This window comes from Lichenicoccus sp., from assembly GCF_965276875.1.
Classification (GTDB): Bacteria; Pseudomonadota; Alphaproteobacteria; order Acetobacterales; family Acetobacteraceae; genus Lichenicoccus.
In genome coordinates this window covers 1,246,758-1,264,313 of record NZ_OZ255701.1, presented here as the reverse complement: position 1 = coordinate 1,264,313, position 17,556 = coordinate 1,246,758, and the positions used below count along the sequence as shown (strand labels likewise).

The window sequence follows — 17,556 nt, the reverse complement described above, 5'->3', positions numbered from 1 at the left end:
AGAAAATGCGTCGATCGAAGCTTCTGGCACTGACGGTCCTTTCCGGGACGGGTGGTGTTTGCGGATTGGGCTTGGGGCTGTCCTGCCTCGACGCGTCGCCGGCGCGCGCTCAGTCGGCGGCGCCTCCCGCGGCGGCCTCGCCCACAACCGTGGCACCGCAACTCACTCCCGAGTTGAGTTTGCAGCCTCAACCCGCGCTTCCGGCTGCGGTCGCCGACAACTCGCCAGCGCGGTTTGATGACGAGCTTGGCGTGCGAGGCTGGAACCTGAACTTCCCCTCCTTTGGCGATACCTTGACGGGAGATGTCGGTGGCTATCGTACGGCGCTTGCCGATTACGGTCTTGGCTTTGAATCGGTCAACATAGACTTTCTCGCGGATAACTTGCTGAACGTGCCAAAAACCACGAACGGTGAGCTGAGCTATGAAGGCCAGTCGCTTACCGCCTTTGCGCAGTTTACGCCGGTTATGACCATCGATCTTAGCCGTTACGGCATTCCCGACGGGCAGATCCTGCTGGCGGCCACGATTGCCGCGAGTGACGCGCCTGTTTTCATCTCGCGGGGTGCACAACTCTACGACCTGAACTACTATCAGTCATTGTTCAACAATCACATCCAGGTCAGGATTGGTTATATAAGTAACGAACAGGAATATGTCGGCATCTACACCGCCGGACGCATTGCTGGCAGCATTTTCGGCCCAGCGGCGTTCATTCCGTTCGAACTCGGCTTGTCAGGTTCGACGCCGACCGCTCCAGGTGCCAACGTCACGTTCAATTTTACCGGCAATGCGAAACGCTTCAACGACGACCATCCGCGTATCTACGACAAAATCGGTCTTCAGCGCAGCCTTACTCCAGCAGCCAATGACGTCATCGGCGACAACATAATCAATCCCACGGGCTTTCGCTTCACCGAGCCTGGGTCCGGGGTGCTCTTTATCGACGAGGTTGGCTACCGCACCGTCGTCTCCGGCGTTCCGCAGACATGGTTTCGAGCAGGTGGCATATACAACACGACCGAGTATCAAAATTACCGCACTGGCGGAAAGAGCACAAATTCCGGCTTCTATGTGCTTGGCGATCAGCAGATCTGGCAGCCGATCAAGTCCGGGCCGGCGCGGGCCCTTGGGCTGTATGCGGGTTTCTCCGTAAACTACGCGGCGCCAGATACAAATGTCTTCACTCAGTACTACGAGGGACGCATCTATGCGGTTGGCCTGGTGCCGGGACGGCCGCGTGATCTCGGTGGGGTGACGGTCAGTTACAACAAGTTCAGCCCAGCCTTCCAAAATCTCGTGAATAGTGTGGCGCCCTTCACGCGCACTTTTGCGAAAAGCGACTCGACCTCGGTGACTGCGTCCTATGCCGCACGCCTTCTCAAGGGTGCTTATCTTACAACCGCTCTGACGTACACGGATAATCCTACCCCCATATACACCTACCAGACAGGACATGCGCTCGTCGGACAGATTGCCCTGACAACGGTTTTCTGATCGGTTGGAGCCATCCGGTCGGTCGGCGCACATGCTATGCGTGCATGCAGGGTCTTGGCGCATGCGGAGGCTTCTGGCAACGTCATATTGAAGCGCGGGATGATGGCTTTCAACGGCGCCACCCCATGCATTCACCGCCAAGGAGTCGGACATCTCATGATTTTGACCGACGAGCAGGTGATGGTGCGCGACATGGCGCGTGCCTTTGCCAACGACAAGCTCAAGCCGTTCGCAGCGCAATGGGATGTGACCCACAGGTTTCCGCGCGACGCCATCACCGAGATGGGCGCGCTCGGTATGATGGGTATGCTGGTCCCCGAAGACTATGGCGGGTCCGCTACCGACAACGTTGCTTATGCACTGGCGCTTGAGGAGATCGCCGTCGGTGACGGTTCCTGCTCGACGATCATGAGCGTGCACAACTCTGTCGCGTGCATGCCGATCCTGAAGTTCGGCACAGAGGCGCAGAAGCAGCGTTTCCTGGTGCCTCTGGCGCGTGGCGAGACAATCGGCGCATTCTGCTTGACTGAGCCGCAAGCCGGCTCGGATGCGAGTTCTCTGAAGACGCGTGCACGTCGTACCAACAACGGCTATGTGCTGAACGGTACCAAGCAGTTCATTACCTCGGGCAGCACCGCTGGAATCGCGATTGCATTCGCGGTGACGGACCCGGGGGCGGGTAAGCGGGGCATAAGCGCGTTCATCGTGCCGACCGAGACTCCTGGCTACAAGGTCGCGCGGATCGAGCGGAAGATGGGCCAGCACGCCTCTGATACGGCACAGATCGTTTTCGAGGACATGGAAATCCATGAGGAGTGCCGGCTCGGCGAGGAAGGGCAGGGTTACAGGATCGCGCTATCCGGCCTGGAAGGCGGCCGGATCGGCATCGCGTCGCAATCCGTCGGCATGGCGCGCGCGGCCATGGAAGCGGCTTTGACATACGCCAACAATCGAGAGGCCTTCGGCCAGAAACTGACCGGACATCAAGCCGTGGCCTTCCGTCTTGCCGACATGGCGACGAAGATCGGCGTGGCGCGGCAGATGGTGTTGCACGCGGCAGATCTGCGCGATCATGGGTTGCCTTGTTTGCAGGAAGCGTCGATGGCCAAGCTGTTCGCGTCCGAGATCGCGGAATGGGTCTGCAGTTCTGCTATTCAGCTGCATGGCGGCTACGGCTACCTGGAGGACTTTCCGGTGGAGCGGATCTATCGCGATGTGCGCGTATGTCAGATCTATGAGGGTGCGAGTGACATCCAGCGCCTGCTGATTGCCCGTCAGGTTATAGGCGACTGATGGTGCAGCACCGCCTGCCCGATCGGACCGCATGGGGTGCGGGCGCTGGGCGATCAAGCTGGGCTGAGGCGCGTCAGGCCAGCAGGTCACCCAGAATCGTGGCGTACTCGGCCTTGGTGGGCTTGTAGGGACTTGCCCGATTGAACGGGCTGGCCACCATGTCCTCGGCCATCGCGTCTATCGAGCCCGCCTGGTAGCCCAGCTCTTTCAGGGACGCAGGCAAGCCAAGCGAGCGCACCAGGCCGCGCAGCGCCTCCGCGAGATCGGTCCCGTGCGACAGCCCGATCGCGGCAGCGAGGCGGTCCGCCTTGGCTGTGGCGTGGCGGCTGACGAGCTGCACCGTGAACGGCAGCGCCACCGCGATCAGCAGGCCGTGGTGCACGTGCTGGTCGCTGCAGGTCAGCGCGATGGCATGCGCCGGCCCCAGGGTTTTGTGGATCCCAGCCCCGCCAGCGAACGCCGCCAGCATCATGGCGCCACGCGCCTCGTCGGCGTCCGGCTCCGTCGCCCGTTTGACGTTGGCGTAGGCGCGCGCCAGGCCATCGAGGGCCAAGGCGTCGACGATCGGGTTGGCGGGCTCGGAGAAGAACCCCTCCACACAGTGAGAGAGTGCATCGATACCGGTCGCGGCAACGAGCCGCGGCGGCAGCGTGCGGGCCAGACCGGGGTCGAGGATGGCGACACGGGGTACCAGATGCGGGCTGCGGGTCCCTGATGCAGGACCGCCGGCGACCAGGTGCAGCGCGGCGACGGGCGAGCTGTCGCTGCCGGTGCCCACCGTTGTTGGAAGCGCGATCAAGGGCGCCGTGCCGGGCCCGACCAGGTCGGATTTGCCGAGCAGGTCGGCCGCCCGAGCCACGCCGCCGGCGGCCAGCGCCGCCACGATCTTGGCCGAGTCCAGAACCGAGCCTCCGCCGACAGCGACGACGCCGTCGCACCCGCCCTCCCGGTAGGCGGCGAACCCGCCGTCGGCGCCGGCCGCGGTCGGGTTCTCTGGGACGTCGAGATAGTGCGCGGCAGGATCGGGCAACGCCCGCACCAGCGTGGCCACCGCGCCGGCTTTCTCAAGGCCACGGTCACTGATCAGCAGCGGACGCCGAACGCCCAAGAGTCGAAGCTCGTCCCTCAGTGACGACACGGCACCAAGCCCGAAGATCAGCCGCGGCAGCGGCAGTACAGGCAGGATCATGGGCTCTCCGGCAGCGGTTCCTGGTGGTGCTGCCGGCGATCGTCGATACCGGCGCAACTTGCGGCAAGTCAGGAAATTGCCTAGTCAGGCTGTGGGAAGATGTCAATCAGGCAGCGAAATCCGGCGATGCGCTGAGCACAGGGGACGTTCCATGGACGAGATGACACCGCTATCGCCGGCGATCCGGCGGACGCATTTCATCAATGGTGTCTGGTCGCAGACCGGCGGCCGCACATTCAACGACTACAATCCCTTCAACGGCGAGGTCGTGGCGGAGGTTGCGGCCGGCGGCCGGGACGAGGCACAGGCCGCCGTGACCGCCGCCCATGCCGCCTTTCCCGCCTGGGCCGCCATGGCGCCTGGCCAGCGGCAGCGCCTGTTCCTCAAGGCCGCCGACATCGTCGACCGACGCCGCGCCGAGATCATCAGGCTGATGGCCGCGGAGAACGGATCCGGCAGCATGTTCTCCAGCTATCAGGCGAGCCTGGTCGCGGACCAGCTGCGCCATGCGTCAGGCTGGTGCTTCAGGCCGATCGGCGATGTGGTGCCGAACGCGGTGCCAGGCCGGTTGGCGCTTGCCGTGCGCAAGCCGCTGGGGGTGGTCGCCGGCTTTTCGCCCTGGAATGGCGCCTTCACCCTGGCCTTCCGAACGGTGGTCCTGCCGATGATCTTCGGCAACACGGTCGTGCTGAAGCCCTCCGAGGAAGCGCCGCTGTCGGCGGGTCTGATCGTGGCCGAGATCCTGGAAGAAGCCGGCTTCCCGCCCGGCACGATCAACGTCATTACCCATGGTCCAAGCGAGGCGGCCCCGATCGCCGACGTCTTCTTCGAGCGCCCCGAGGTCCGCAGCATCAACTTCACCGGCTCGTCGGCGACCGGCCGTATGCTGGCGGCACGCGCCGGCCAGGCGCTTAAGCGCATCGTGCTGGAGCTGGGCGGCTACAATCCCATCATGGTGCTCAAAGACGTGGACATGGCAAACGCCATCAACACCACGGCGTTCAGCGCCTTCTTCCACCAGGGCCAGATCTGCATGAACGCCCGCAAGGTTCTGGTGGAACGCGCGATCCACGATGAGTTCGTAGGCGGCCTGGCCGCCAAGATACAGGGCTTCAAGTCGGGTGATCCGGCGGAGCCAAGCACCGTCATCGGGCCGCTGATCAACGACCGGGCTCTGCAATCCGTGACCGCGCGGGTGCAGGATGCCGTCTCCCGCGGCGCACGCCTCGTCACCGGGGGCACCTCGAAGGGGCTGGTGTACGAGCCGACCATCCTCACACATGTGCCTCCGTCGGCGCCGATCAACTACGAGGAAACGTTCGGCCCGGTGCTGGTGATCGAGGCCGTCGAGGATGCCGAGGAGGCATTGCTCAAGGCGTCCGCCACTCCCTATGGCCTGTGCGCGAGCATCCTGACCGGTGACCAGGATCGCGGATTGGACCTGGCACAGCGTCTCGACTGCGGCATGGTGCATGTCAATGGCCCGACCATGGCGAGCGAGCCCTCGCTGCCGAATGGCGGCGTCAAGGACAGCGGCTGGGGCCGCTCCGGCCCCTATGCGGTGGAGGATTTCACCGAATACCGCTTGATGACGCTCTCCCACGGATCGGGGCGTTTTCCGATTTGAAGAATTGCCGGGACCTACGAGGCAACCAGCAACTGCCGTTGCTCGCCCAGCCCCTGTACGCCGGCCTGCATCACCTGGCCCGCACGCAGGAAAATTGGTTCCGGCTTCTTTCCCAGACCGACGCCCGGCGGTGTCCCGGTGGCGATCAGGTCGCCAGGGTAGAGGGTGATGAACTGGCTGACGTAGCTGACCAGGTGTCGCACGCCGAAGATCATGGTGCGTGTATTGCCGTGTTGCATGCGCTGGCCGTCCACGTCGCACCACAGGTCCAGTGATTGGGGATCCGCCACCTCGTCCCGGGTGACCATCCAAGGGCCTGTCGGTCCGAACGTGTCGCAGCCTTTGCCCTTGTCCCAGGTGCCGCCGCGCTCGGCCTGATACGCCCGCTCACTGACGTCGTTGATCACACAGTAGCCGGCGACATGCTCCATGGATCGCTCCTCCGGAACGCAACGGGCCTTGGTGCCGATGACGATGCCCAGCTCCACCTCCCAGTCCACCTTCTCGGCCCCAGGCGGCATATGAACGTCGTCGAAAGGACCGCAGAACGCACTGAGCGATTTGAGGAAGACGATCGGCTCCTTCGGGATCGCCATCCCGGCCTCGTTGGCATGATCGGCGTAGTTCAGGCCGATACAAACGAAGTTGAGCGGACGCACCACGCAGGGGCCGATGCGGGAAGCGCCTTCAATAATGGGGCAATTGGCCGGATCAATCGCGGAGAGCTTCGCCAAGCCGGCAGGGGAGAGGGCGTCCCCGTCGATGTCGCGCACATGCGCCGACAGGTCGCGGATGGTACTATCCGGCGCAAGCAAAGCGGGTGTTTCGGCGCCAGGCGGCCCAACTCGGAGCAGCTTCATGTCGTATGCCTCTTGCGATTGATTGCGCACCGGCGGTCATGCTCGCCGAGCGCAGCGGGCCAGTCAAACCAATGTCTGACTGCTGGAAGAACCCGGGCCCGCAGCCGACTGCTACACGCCCGACTGCTACAAGTATCTCAGCAACGTTGGGGAACGGCGTTTGGCGCCGTGCCGTTTATCGCCGTAGAACGAGGGCGGGAGAGGCAGATGGCAATACTTGTTCTCGTTCACGGCGGCTGGGGCGGAAGCTGGTGCTGGCGAGATGCTGCACGCATGCTGCGCGCGGCGGGTCACGAGGTTTACGCACCGACATTGACCGGCCTTGCCGAACGCGCCCATGTCGGGCCCGAAGGCGTCACGCTTTCGACCCACGTAGCCGAAATCGCGGGACTCCTCGCGTTCGAGGAGCTGAGCGACGCCATCCTCATCGGCCACTCCTACGGTGGCATGGTGATCACCGGAGCGGCCGACCGCGAGCCGGGCCGGGTGGCGGGGATGGTGTATTTCGACGCCTTCCTGCCGGCAAACGGACAGTCGCTCTGGGACTTGGCGCCGCCGGAGACCATCGCGTGGCAGCAGGCGGACGCGAACCACCACGATGGCGGATTGTCCGTGCCACTGCCGCGATCGCCGCGCACGCCGGCCGGACCTGGGGTGCGCGGCTACGCACCCTATACGCCGCTGCCGATTGGGACCTTGCAAGCGCGCTGGACGAGCACGCGGGAAAACCCAACCTGGCCGTGCCGCCACTACATTCTGTGCACGGCCTACAAGCACAGCCCGCTTTACGCGATTGCAGCGCGTCTGCGCGATGATCCGGACTGGACAGTCAGCGAGATCGACGCGTTCCATGACGTGATCTATGCCCAGCCTGAACGCACGGCCGCGGCGATCGAAGCGGCACTGACGTCGCTGGATCTCGACACAAGGTAATTGACGGCCGCACCGTGGAGCGTCTGCCGACAGGGCAGGCAACGCGGATCCAAAGGTTGCAGGACACCAATATTGACTTTAACTACGCGCAACAGGGAGAGAGGGTCAGGCATGCGCGTCGTTGCTCTTGAGGAGCATTGCACTTTCCCCGACATCGCGGCCCGGATCGGCACGGAGGCGATCCTCGCCCGTGGCCTGACCCCTGGCGGCCATCGCCCCCCGGCGATCGACCGCGCCGCCGAGTTGCCCGATACCGGCGCCGGGCGTCTGGCTGACATGGATGCGGCCGGGATCACGATGCAGGTGCTGTCCGTGGCCCAGGCAGGAGCCGACCTGTTGCCGGGCGAAGCCGGTGTTGTCCTCGCGCGGGACACCAATGACCGCCTGGCCGAAATCGTGGCCGGGCATCCCGATCGCTATGCCGCGTTCGCGCATTTGCCGACAGCGGCGCCCGATGCGGCCGCGGACGAGTTGGAACGATGCGTCCGCCAGCTTGGCTTTTGCGGCGGCATGGTGAACGGCACCACGGGCGAGCTGTTCCTCGACGACCCTCGTTTCGAGTCGCTGCTCGCCAGGTTTGCGGCACTCGACGTGCCGCTCTATTTGCATCCTTCGCCGCCGCCACCTGCAATACGGCATATCTATTATGATCGTCTTCCGGGCCATTCCAGTCTGCTGCTCTCGATCGCAGGCTGGGGGTGGCACTCAGAGACGGCGATCCACGTGCTGCGCCTGGTGCTGTCGGGTGCGCTGGACCGGCATCGCGGCCTGAAGCTGATCATCGGCCATATGGGCGAGGGGCTGCCCGCCATGTTCGCCCGCTGTGATCAGGTGTTCGCCGACGAGACGCGCGAGCGGCTGACCCGCAGCGTCAGCCGGACGCTGACCGACCAGGTCTGGGTGACCACCAGTGGCTTCTTCAGCCTGCCGCCGTTGATGACCCTGCTGATGGCTTTTGGGGCCGACCGGGTCATGTTCTCGGTCGACTATCCGTTCAGCCCGAACGCGGCCGGACGCGCCTTTCTCGACGCGCTGCCGCTCTCCCCCGTTGATTGCGAGAAGATCGCGCACGGCAACGCTGACCGGCTGTTGCGGCTGAACCCAGCTTGACGCTGCACGAGGCGGAGGAAGCAATGACATGCCTGACGTTATCCGGAGTGGCCTGCTGGCTGCGGCGTTGCTGGTGCCCAACCTGCTGGTGCCCGGCGTGACGGAGGCGCGGCCCACACCGCCCGGGGCGCCGACGCACCAGGAGATCGCGCAGCACCGTGCCGCGTTGATCGCGCAATGTCCGATGCCACCGCAGATCGACGACGCCGAAGCGGCCAAGCTGCCGATTCACGTGACGCGATGGGGCACGACCGGGCCGCGCGTGCTGATCATCCATGGCGGCGTGCAGGGGGGTGCCGGCGGCGGCCCGGCCACCTTCGCCAAACAGGAGGCATGGGGAGAGCAGGGCTGGCGTGTCGAGGTGGTCGACCGTCCGGGCTTCGGCAAGAGCCCGACCCGCGGCGTGGACGATATGGAGCGGGACGCCATCTGGATCTCTGGCATGCTCGGCGACGGGGCCAACCTGATCGGCCATTCCTGGGGAGGGATGGAAGCGCTGCTGGCTGCGGCCCGGCGGCCGCAGGCGGTACTCTCCCTGGTGCTGGTCGAGCCGGCCTTGGCCGGCGTGCTGAACGCGGAGCCGGAGCTGCGCGACAACCCGGCCGTGCGGGAAGGCGGAATACAGCGGCTGCGGATCCTGATGGCGGCGAAGACACCGGCCGATTACGGCCGTGGCTTCATCAACATGCTCGGTTCAGCCGCCGAGGGGAATGCGGCTGCCGCCCGCTTCGAGCAGAACCCTGGACTTGCGATGCGAAGCGGCTGCGCGCTGCTACAGGGCCGGATCGCCTCGGACACCGCGACGCGGCACGCAATCGAGACCGTGGCCCGCGCGCACATCCCGGTGCTGATCGTCACAGGCGGCTACAGCCCGGCGTTCGAGGCCTCGGCCGACGTGCTCGCCCGGCTGACCGGCGGTCGCCACATCGTGGTCCGCTCGCCGAACCATTTCGTGCAGATGATGAATCCTGCTGACTTCAACCGGGAGGTTGGCGCCTTCATGCGCGAGGCTGACAGCAGGCGCGCAAGCGGGGCCGCCCCGCCTCTCCGGTGAGGCGGTGGCGGCCGCGCTTGCAGTCAGAACGGCTTGACGCTCGTTCCGAGGAGCGGGCCGAGCGGGATACGCAGCAATGTGCCTGCCTCGAAGCCGTTGCCGGGCACGCGGTTGAAGAAGGGAACGAAATAGTCGTCCGGGTTGACGTAGTACTGGCCGTAGAGCGAAAGGGTGGCGTACCGGGTCACCTGGATCTGATACGACGCCTCGAACTGGAAGGCGTCACGTTGCTGGGTGCCGGCGAAGCGTCTGCGGTTGAGCAAGGTGTGGATGCGCGTCTCGAATGCGGCCTCGATGGCGCTGAGACGGAGGTAGCGGGCCTGGAGACCGAGTATGTCGGCTGGCCGGAAGGGGATCGCGCCGGTCAGGTTGGCGCCGACTGCGGCGTCCAGGTCGAACGGCTGCGGCTTGTCGACCGCGACATCGAGCTGACTGTAGATTTGCAAGTTGACCGGCGGCAAGCCGGCCCGGTTGGGGCCACGTGCGACGACCTTGGCGCCCTGAAAGACGATCACGCCACCGCCAGGGTAGTCGGCGGCGGTGGTGGCGCGCGTGGTGACGGCGGCGGTACCCTTGAGGTTGTTGTAGCCGTGCCGTGTGTTCCAGACGAACCCGGCCTCGAGGTTGGCCGGATATGCCTCGGTTCGGAAGTTGGTCCGGTAGCCCAGTTCGCCGATGGTCTGCACGCCGGTGGCACCCTCGGTGCCGAAGTTCCAGCCATTCTTGACGACCCGTGCGTAGGCGTCCTCGAAGATGCCGCCCTGCAGGTACCAGGCCGGCGTGAGCTTGTAGGTCGCTCTGCCCATCCACAGGGCGTAAGGAAATGAGTTGAAGTCGGCGTTCACGTTGATCAACGGCGCATCGTAGGTGAACGGATCGAGGCTGTTGGGGATGAAGAAATACTGGTGGACATTCCCCCTGCCGACTTCGACGTCGAGCTTTTTATTCATGAGCAATTGTTCGTAGGTCAGGCGGGACAGTGTGCTTGCCTCGAGGATCGGCGTGGTCTGGTAGCCGTCCAGGGAGCCGCCGGTTTGTGCGATGATGCCGGGTATGTCGCTCTTGCTGAACCAGTAGGTCAGCGCCGCATGGAAGATGCCACCTTGTAGGCCGAAGAGCTTGCCAAGGTCGATGTCGACGTCGGGACGGAAGATGCCCAGGTTTTCCGTATTGCCCGGTATGTTGCCGGTGCTCGGGTTGGTGACGGCATGGTCGAGCAGCCCGCCATGAATGTCGATGCCGTCATCAAGGAGTTGGTTGCCGATTTCCGGGAACAGGCCGGTATTGACTGTGGGGAGCGCGCGCGCGTTGGCGGCGGAGCGCAGTTGCTCGCCCGGCGTGTTCTGGCTCGGGTTCGGTGATACGCCGATCAGCGAGTTTGATCCTGCCGGACCGCTGACGATGCTGCCTCGCTCGCTGGACTGTGCCAGGCCGGCGGCCGGAACGCTGGCTGCGAGCACCGCGGATATCGCGATCATTCCACGTGTTCGTCGCATTGGTTTCCCCCCGGGATCGCTGGGCTGAGCCCATTCGGCTTATGCCGTTACGGTAATGAAGTACCATTGCGACGATACACAGTCAATGCGAATTATACATTTTCAATGACAGACGATAAGTTCTGTCGACGTGCGCTCAATAGATATGTCTGACATACCTGTCGCAATTTACTGATTACATTAAAACCATTTGCGCAGCATGGAATGGACGCCGCTGCCGATCCAGCGTGACTTTCCTAGCGTGACATCGAGACGGTCAGGCGTTCAAGCCTGTGCGCTATCGGAACGCTTATGGTCAGGACGCCGATCGCGCGGCCCTTGCATACTCCTCTCGCGGCGCATGGCCACTTGATTGCCCGGTGATGCGGTCCAGTAACGATTGCGGGTCCTCGGGCAGCTGCGCGCCGCGCCAGGCAACGTGCTGATCCGGGCGGATGAGCGCAAACCGCGCCTCGTAGAGCTTTGCCAGTCGCTCGTCGTCCGGCACGATCACGCGCAGCGGTATTCCGTGCCCGGCAGCGGCGGCGGCAAACGCGTCCGCCTCCGCCCCGTCGCCTCGCATGACCAGCAGCGTGTAACCAGCCCCGAAATGATCATACAGTGAGCTGCCGTCGTGCAGCCATTGATGCGGTGCGAGGCACCCCGGTACCGCGGATGGCACGTAGCGCATGGTGTCCTCGGGTGGTGCTACCGTCCCGTCCGACACGATGATCGGGGAGCCCGCATACCGGTAGCCGAGCACCACGCCGAGCGTGTCGAACTCGCGGCGCTTTGTCGCACGGATCTGCGCGCCGACCTGCTCGCGAACGGCGTCGCCTTCCGGCCCGGCGGCTTCCATCGATGGACGCACCAGCTGGTTGCCGACGGTGGCGTAGTTGGTCATCGCCTCGTTGATCACCCGCTCATGCACCGGCCGGCGCTCCGCCTGGTAGGAGGCGAGCAGGTCCCCCCCGCCCCAGCCCTGCAGGGTGGCCGCCAGTTTCCAGCCGAGATCGACGGCGTCGCCTATCCCCATGTTCATGCCAAAGCCCCCGAAGGGCGGGTGCAGGTGGCAGGCATCGCCGGCGAGAAACACGCGTCCGTGCGCGTATCGATCGGCGATCAGGCTGTGCGCCACCCAGGGATCGGTGCGCACGATCTCGATGGCAAGGCCGTCCAGACCGGTGCCGCGGCGGATCAGCGCGACCGGGTCCACGCTCGCCGGATCCACGTCATCGGCGAGCTTCGTCGCCATGAAGAACCACAAGCCGTGCTGATCCATCGGCCCCAGCAAGGCCGGGGCGTCGGCGTTGACCAACCAATACATGAACGCCTCGCCGTGGCCGTGGCGGGACGCCAGCTCGGGCGCGCGGAAGATGATGCTGTAGTTCTTCAGGCCCGGCGAGTGGCCTTCCATCCGCGCGCCGATCGCCTCGCGCACCGCGCTGCGCGCGCCGTCGGCGCCGATCAGATAGCGGCTGCGCACGGTCCGCGCTTCTCCGGTCTCGATTTGGCGCAGCTGCGCGCTGACACTGTCCTCGCTTGCCTCGAAGCCGTTCAGCTCGCAGCCGAACGCGATCTGCACGCCCTCCAGCGAGGCGGCATGCCGGCGCAGCACCTCCTCCAGCGTGTATTGCGGGACCCATTGGCCCTCCTCGGAGAATAATTCGTTGCGCTCACGCCGCCCGTGCATCGCGTTCTCGAAGCGCGCCAGCAAGGGACCGTTCATGCGCGTGGCGAACACCACGTTGGCGCCGTAGTCGGGTGGGATCGGCGAGGCCTGCCGCAAGGCGTCGGCGATGCCCCACCGACGCAGGTGCTCGCGGGTGCGTACGTTGGTGGTCTTGGCGCGTGGGCTGTAGCCGACGCGGTCGTTTCGCTCCACCACCAGGCAGGTGATGCCGCGATGGCCCAGCTCGATGGCGAGCGAAAGTCCGACCGGGCCAGCGCCGATGACGAGCGCGTCGAGCATGCGTTCAGTCATGGGCACATCATCCGGCGCGTCTCATGGCGGGTGGCCTCGGCATTACGAAGGTGAGGAGCACGACGAGAACCGCGCCGGCCGCGAACAGCAGCGAACCGGGCCGGTAGCTGCCGAAATGGTCGAAGCTGGTGCTGGCCAGCACGGGCCCGGTGCCGACGCCGATCAGGAAAATACCGAACGCCACGCCGTACAAACGGCTGAAGGTGGCCTCGCCGAAATAACGCCGGATGAAGAAGGCCGTGAAATCAACCTCGGCACCCACCACCGCGCCCAGCAGGAGGGCCATAACGGTGCCGGACGTCCCGCCGCTGCCGTAGGCGGCGAGCAGGTAGGCGCCGAGTGCTGCCAGCGCAATGCCGGCCACGACGAAAGGCGGATGCACGCGGTCGAGCACCCAGCCGATACCGCCGCGCCCGCAGATCGCGGCCAGCCCGGTCAGCCCGGCCAGTTTGGCCGCCGCCTGCAGCGTGAAGCCGCGGCCGACCATCATCGGCACGATGCTGGTGAGCGTGCCTATCGACGTGGCGCCGAGCAGCACGAAGATGGCGCATATCAGAATGAAAGTCCGTGATATGATCAGCGGCAGCACCGGCATGGGCGTGGGCAGCAGGGGCGCGAGCGGGGTGGCGATGCCGGTCCGCGCCGGGCCGCTCGCGCGCCGCGTCGCGATGAGGGCTGCCGGAACGGTGAAGACGAAGGTGAGGATGCCGAGCCCGACATAGGCCGCACGCCAGCCGAAATCATGGATCAGCATCGCCGATAGCGGCGGCAACACGGCGGCGCCGATGCCAACACCCATCATTGCCAGGCCGAGTGCCAGTCCCAGCCGCCGCTCGAACCTGCGCACCAGCACGGCGGCGTAGCCGATCGGGGTCGCCCCGCCGGCGCAGAACGAGGCGGCGATGAAAATGAGGTAGTACTCCCACAGGTTGCCGAGCAGGCTGAGCGAGCCCACCAGGAGCGCCATGCACACCACCGACGGCAGCAGCACAGCCCGCGGCCCGAACCGGTCGATCAGCATGCCCCAGACCGGGGCGGCAAATGCGAAGGTGTACTGGGACAATGCGAGCGCGCCGGAGAGTTGCGTACGCGTCCAGCCGAACTCGGCCGTCAAGGGACGCACGAAGACCCCGAATGTGTAGAGCAGCAAGGTGCCGAGCGAGAAGGTAAGCCCGATCGTCGATGCGCCCACGACGCCCCAGCTGCGGTCGACCTCAATCAGGTGCGCGTCCGCCACGCCAGCCGCCATCGGCGCACATTCACCTACTCCAATTGTTCCTCTTGGAACCGTTCTCATCCCGTCACTTCTTTCCTGGCTGGCTGACCGCCAGTTGCACCCGCGACCGCGGGCAGACTGAGCAAGCATTGGTGACGCGCGGTCGTGAAGATGACGCGTCTCGTAGTGCGATGCCGTTTCGGCATCGCTGTAGGCACAACCCCGCAGCCGGTGATACTGCGATGTGATCGCTCACTCCAGCCGGCCATCTATCAAGGACACAGACATACTGCTACCCATATCCCGCAATCGCCCGGCGTGCGCGCCAAAGAGCGTCAAGAGGGGAACATGGCTGAAGTTATCAGGCCGGTATTTCATCACGTCACGATCAAGACCAGCAGGCTGCACGAACTCGTTGACTGGTACTGCACCGTGATCGGCGCAGAAGTGAACTTCAGGGACGCGAACAATGCCTGGACCACCAATGACGAGGCGAACCACCGCGTCGCCTTCCTCTCGGTGCCCGGCCTGGATGACGACCCTGACAAGGTCAGACATAACGGCATGCATCACAGTGCCTTCGAGTACCCAAGCTTCGCCGACCTCATGGCATCCTACGAGCGGCTGAAGGGGGAAGGCATCCTGCCGGCGTTTTGCCTCGATCACGGCCTGACCATTTCGATGTACTACAAGGATCCGGAGGGCAACTTCGTCGAGCTGCAAAGCGACAATTTCGGCGATTGGAAGCTGTCGACGCATTTCATGCGCACGTCGGAAGATTTCCGCGCCAACCCGATTGGCACTTTTTTCGACCCGGACAAAGTCTGGCAGGCGCACATGGAAGGCCAGCCGTTCAGCACGTTGCAGCCCGCGGTCCGGGCCGGCGCCTTCGTCCCGGACGTGATCCCGGACATCGGCCTGCCGATCTGAGGCGCGCACCATGCCGTCCATGGCCGATGCTCTGGACTCTTCAGTCCGCATGGCGATCGAGGCGCTGATTCACGAGCACGCCTGGCTGATCGACCATGGCCAGGCGGACCGCATCGTTGACCTCTACACGGATGACGCGCGCCTGTTCGGTATCGGTGCGGACAAGGTCGGGCGCGACGCCATTTCCCGCTGGGCGGCGGAGCGGGCAGCGATGACCGAGCGCTGCTCGCGGCATGTGCAATCCAATATCCGGCTTGTTTCCAACGGGGCAGGGCAGGTGCAGGGGACGGTCCTGCTGACGCTGCATCGCTTTGATGGGCCTGGCCTCGGGCCGCCTGTACCGCTGCTGGTCGCCGAATACGACGACCTCTATCGGCATTGCGACGACGGCATCTGGCGCTTCGCGCAGCGTCGCTTGACGACGGTCTTCGCGAGCTAGCGGATCGTGGGACCTGCCGCGGCCGGGTTGGTCAGGCGCCGCCGGCCCGGCGCCATCGCCGAGGGCGCGGGTGGATACAGCCGGGAGCGCTGCAGCAGGTCGAGGAAGCATCGCGCGGCGGGCGTCAGCACCAAATCGGCCCGCTTGATCAGCACCACCGGGGGTGCTGCAAGTTCCTCGCGAACCGACACCGTTGCCAGCCGACCCTTGGCGAGCGCGGACTCGGTCCACTGCACCGGCACGATCGCCATGAAGTCGCTGTTCAGCAGGCAGATCATCAGGGTCAGTGCCGACTGGCTGCGCAACCCGATTCGCGGCGGCGGCAGGTGATGCTGCTGGAAGAGCGCGCCGATTTCGTCCTCATCCGCCAACATAATGGAGTTCGTCGCCCACCTGACCTCAGTCAGCGCCGCGAGTTTCGTCGCCGCCTGCAGTGGATGTCCAAACCGGCACAGCACAGTGCGACTGTTCTGGCTGATCACTTCGCGCGTCAGCTCAGGCGCCACCGTCTTGCCTGGATCGACGCCGAGATAGAAGTCAACGCTGCCCGTACGCAGGCCGGGCTCCAGGGTCGGGTAGAGCCCCTCGATGATGTGCAGCTTGGCATCCGGAAAGCGCCGGGTGAACGGCTGCAGGGCGCCCGGCAGCAGCGCCAGGTGCGTGGCGATGGACAGCCCGGCGGTGACAGTCCCGGTGGTCGAGCCGCCGAATTGCTCCACCTCTTCGCGCGCCCGGCGCATTTCGTGCACGATTAACGCCGCACGGCGCAGGAACAACTGGCCCAATGGCGTTGCCACCACGCCCCGCGAACGCCGCTCGAAGAGGGAGGCGCCGAGCTCGCGCTCGAGTTCGGCCAGGCTGCGCGTCAACGCCGGCTGACCAATCGCAAGCTGGCGTGCCGCGGCCCGGATGCTACCCTGTTCAGCAATGGAGACGACTTCGCGTAGCTGATTGAGTTTCATGCTGCCTCCCTATGGATGTTTGAAGCGCATCCTTGACCTCAACAACGCATCTTTATCGCACTCAATCAACTTGAGAGGGTGAAGCAAATGCCGGACGAGAGCCGGCGGGGAGACAGACTGATGCCGACGCTTCCGGTTCCCGGTGCCATGCTTGACTACCGCATTTTCGGCGATGGTCCACTCCTGGTGCTGATCGCCGGCGCACGTGGCTCCGGTGCGATCTACCATCCGCTGGCGCAGCATTTGTCGCAGCATTTCCGCGTGCTGACCTATGATCGTCGTGGCTACGGCGCGAGCCTGCTCGACGGCCCACAGGACTACGACGTGCGGCTACAGACCGATGCGGGCGACGTCGCGAGGCTGATTGCACACGAGGGCACCGGGCCGGCGTTGGTGTTCGGCAGCAGCTCAGGCGCCATCGTGGCACTCCAGGTGCTGACCCGGCATGCGGAGTCGGTGCGCCTGCTGCTGGCGCATGAGCCACCGGCCTTGTCGCTGCTGGCGGACGCCGAGCGCGAGCGTGAGGTGGCGTCCCTGCAGGACACGTATGACCTCTATTATGCCGACGGTCTGCGGCCGGCGATCGGCAAGTTCCTGGTGGCCATGATGTCAGCCTCCGACCGGCGCACCCTCGCCGCCGCCGCCGAGCACGGGGATGCCGCGCAGACAGCGCGCGATTTCGATTATTGGTTTGAACACGAACTCCGCCAGTATCCGCCGACGACCTTCGATATCGGGGCGCTGCCCAGGGCCAACCTGGCGTTCATCGCCGGGCAGGACAGCGGTGAACTCCTGCCGCATCACATCGCCACCGCATTCGCCGCCCGGCTCGGCGCGCCGTTGCACGTCCTCCCGGGCGGCCACGTCGGCTATCTCACTTACCCCGCGGAGTTTGCCCAGGCGCTGGCGCCGCTGCTCCGGGGATCAGACCCGGAAAGATCTTGAAGCGACGCGGCTGCCTGTTTCAGTCAGGCTCTTTGCCAGGACC

General features: G+C 65.0%; 15 protein-coding genes. 9 read left to right on the top strand and 6 right to left on the bottom strand.

From position 1 onward, the window contains the following. Positions 1-5: 5 nt before the first annotated feature. Entirely contained in the window at positions 6-1,496 is a 1,491-nt protein-coding gene (locus ACQY4K_RS06225; protein WP_428394384.1) for a carbohydrate porin, read from the top strand. Positions 1,497-1,652: 156 nt separating this feature from the next. Continuing rightward, a complete protein-coding gene (locus tag ACQY4K_RS06220; protein WP_428394382.1) occupies positions 1,653-2,789 on the top strand; it encodes an acyl-CoA dehydrogenase family protein in 1,137 nt (378 codons plus the stop codon). Positions 2,790-2,862: 73 nt separating this feature from the next. Here ACQY4K_RS06220 and ACQY4K_RS06215 read toward each other — a convergent pair whose 3' ends face one another. Continuing rightward, positions 2,863-3,978, bottom strand: coding sequence for an iron-containing alcohol dehydrogenase (locus ACQY4K_RS06215; protein WP_428394380.1), 1,116 nt, complete (start codon positions 3,976-3,978; stop codon positions 2,863-2,865). A gap of 151 nt (positions 3,979-4,129) precedes the next feature. Here ACQY4K_RS06215 and ACQY4K_RS06210 point away from each other — a divergent pair, with 151 nt between their 5' ends. Next, positions 4,130-5,605 (top strand): aldehyde dehydrogenase family protein, encoded by a 1,476-nt coding sequence (locus ACQY4K_RS06210; RefSeq protein WP_428394378.1) that lies wholly within the window; start codon positions 4,130-4,132, stop codon positions 5,603-5,605. Positions 5,606-5,619: 14 nt separating this feature from the next. Here ACQY4K_RS06210 and ACQY4K_RS06205 read toward each other — a convergent pair whose 3' ends face one another. Continuing rightward, entirely contained in the window at positions 5,620-6,465 is an 846-nt protein-coding gene (locus tag ACQY4K_RS06205; RefSeq protein WP_428394376.1) for a fumarylacetoacetate hydrolase family protein, read from the bottom strand. Positions 6,466-6,672: 207 nt separating this feature from the next. Here ACQY4K_RS06205 and ACQY4K_RS06200 point away from each other — a divergent pair, with 207 nt between their 5' ends. From ACQY4K_RS06200 to ACQY4K_RS06190, 3 genes are all read left to right on the top strand, one after another. Beyond that, positions 6,673-7,398, top strand: a complete 726-nt coding sequence (locus ACQY4K_RS06200; RefSeq protein WP_428394374.1) for an alpha/beta fold hydrolase — start codon at positions 6,673-6,675, stop codon at positions 7,396-7,398. A gap of 111 nt (positions 7,399-7,509) precedes the next feature. Beyond that, a complete protein-coding gene (locus tag ACQY4K_RS06195; protein ID WP_428394372.1) occupies positions 7,510-8,508 on the top strand; it encodes an amidohydrolase family protein in 999 nt (332 codons plus the stop codon). Between the two features lie 28 nt (positions 8,509-8,536). Next, entirely contained in the window at positions 8,537-9,562 is a 1,026-nt protein-coding gene (locus ACQY4K_RS06190) for an alpha/beta fold hydrolase (RefSeq protein ID WP_428394371.1), read from the top strand. 23 nt (positions 9,563-9,585) lie between these two features. Here the strand turns inward: ACQY4K_RS06190 and ACQY4K_RS06185 are convergent, their stop codons facing one another. The 3 genes from ACQY4K_RS06185 to ACQY4K_RS06175 all read right to left on the bottom strand — a co-directional run bounded on the left by ACQY4K_RS06185 (position 9,586) and on the right by ACQY4K_RS06175 (position 14,270). Further along, positions 9,586-11,040, bottom strand: coding sequence for a carbohydrate porin (locus tag ACQY4K_RS06185; RefSeq protein ID WP_428394369.1), 1,455 nt, complete (start codon positions 11,038-11,040; stop codon positions 9,586-9,588). A gap of 313 nt (positions 11,041-11,353) precedes the next feature. After that, positions 11,354-13,021 (bottom strand): FAD-dependent monooxygenase, encoded by a 1,668-nt coding sequence (locus ACQY4K_RS06180; protein WP_428394367.1) that lies wholly within the window; start codon positions 13,019-13,021, stop codon positions 11,354-11,356. Between the two features lie 7 nt (positions 13,022-13,028). Beyond that, entirely contained in the window at positions 13,029-14,270 is a 1,242-nt protein-coding gene (locus ACQY4K_RS06175; protein ID WP_428394365.1) for an MFS transporter, read from the bottom strand. A gap of 285 nt (positions 14,271-14,555) precedes the next feature. Between ACQY4K_RS06175 and ACQY4K_RS06170 the strand changes: the two genes are divergently transcribed. Both ACQY4K_RS06170 and ACQY4K_RS06165 read left to right on the top strand, forming a co-directional pair. Then, positions 14,556-15,167, top strand: a complete 612-nt coding sequence (locus tag ACQY4K_RS06170; RefSeq protein ID WP_428394363.1) for a VOC family protein — start codon at positions 14,556-14,558, stop codon at positions 15,165-15,167. A 49-nt stretch (positions 15,168-15,216) separates the two neighbouring features. Then, a complete protein-coding gene (locus tag ACQY4K_RS06165; protein WP_428394361.1) occupies positions 15,217-15,606 on the top strand; it encodes a nuclear transport factor 2 family protein in 390 nt (129 codons plus the stop codon). Here ACQY4K_RS06165 and ACQY4K_RS06160 read toward each other — a convergent pair. Beyond that, positions 15,603-16,568 (bottom strand): LysR substrate-binding domain-containing protein, encoded by a 966-nt coding sequence (locus tag ACQY4K_RS06160; protein WP_428394359.1) that lies wholly within the window; start codon positions 16,566-16,568, stop codon positions 15,603-15,605. The genes ACQY4K_RS06165 and ACQY4K_RS06160 overlap by 4 nt on opposite strands. Positions 16,569-16,688: 120 nt before the next feature. On the opposite strand from ACQY4K_RS06160, the gene ACQY4K_RS06155 reads away from it, so the two are divergent. Next, positions 16,689-17,513, top strand: a complete 825-nt coding sequence (locus ACQY4K_RS06155) for an alpha/beta fold hydrolase (protein ID WP_428394357.1) — start codon at positions 16,689-16,691, stop codon at positions 17,511-17,513. Positions 17,514-17,556: the final 43 nt, after the last annotated feature.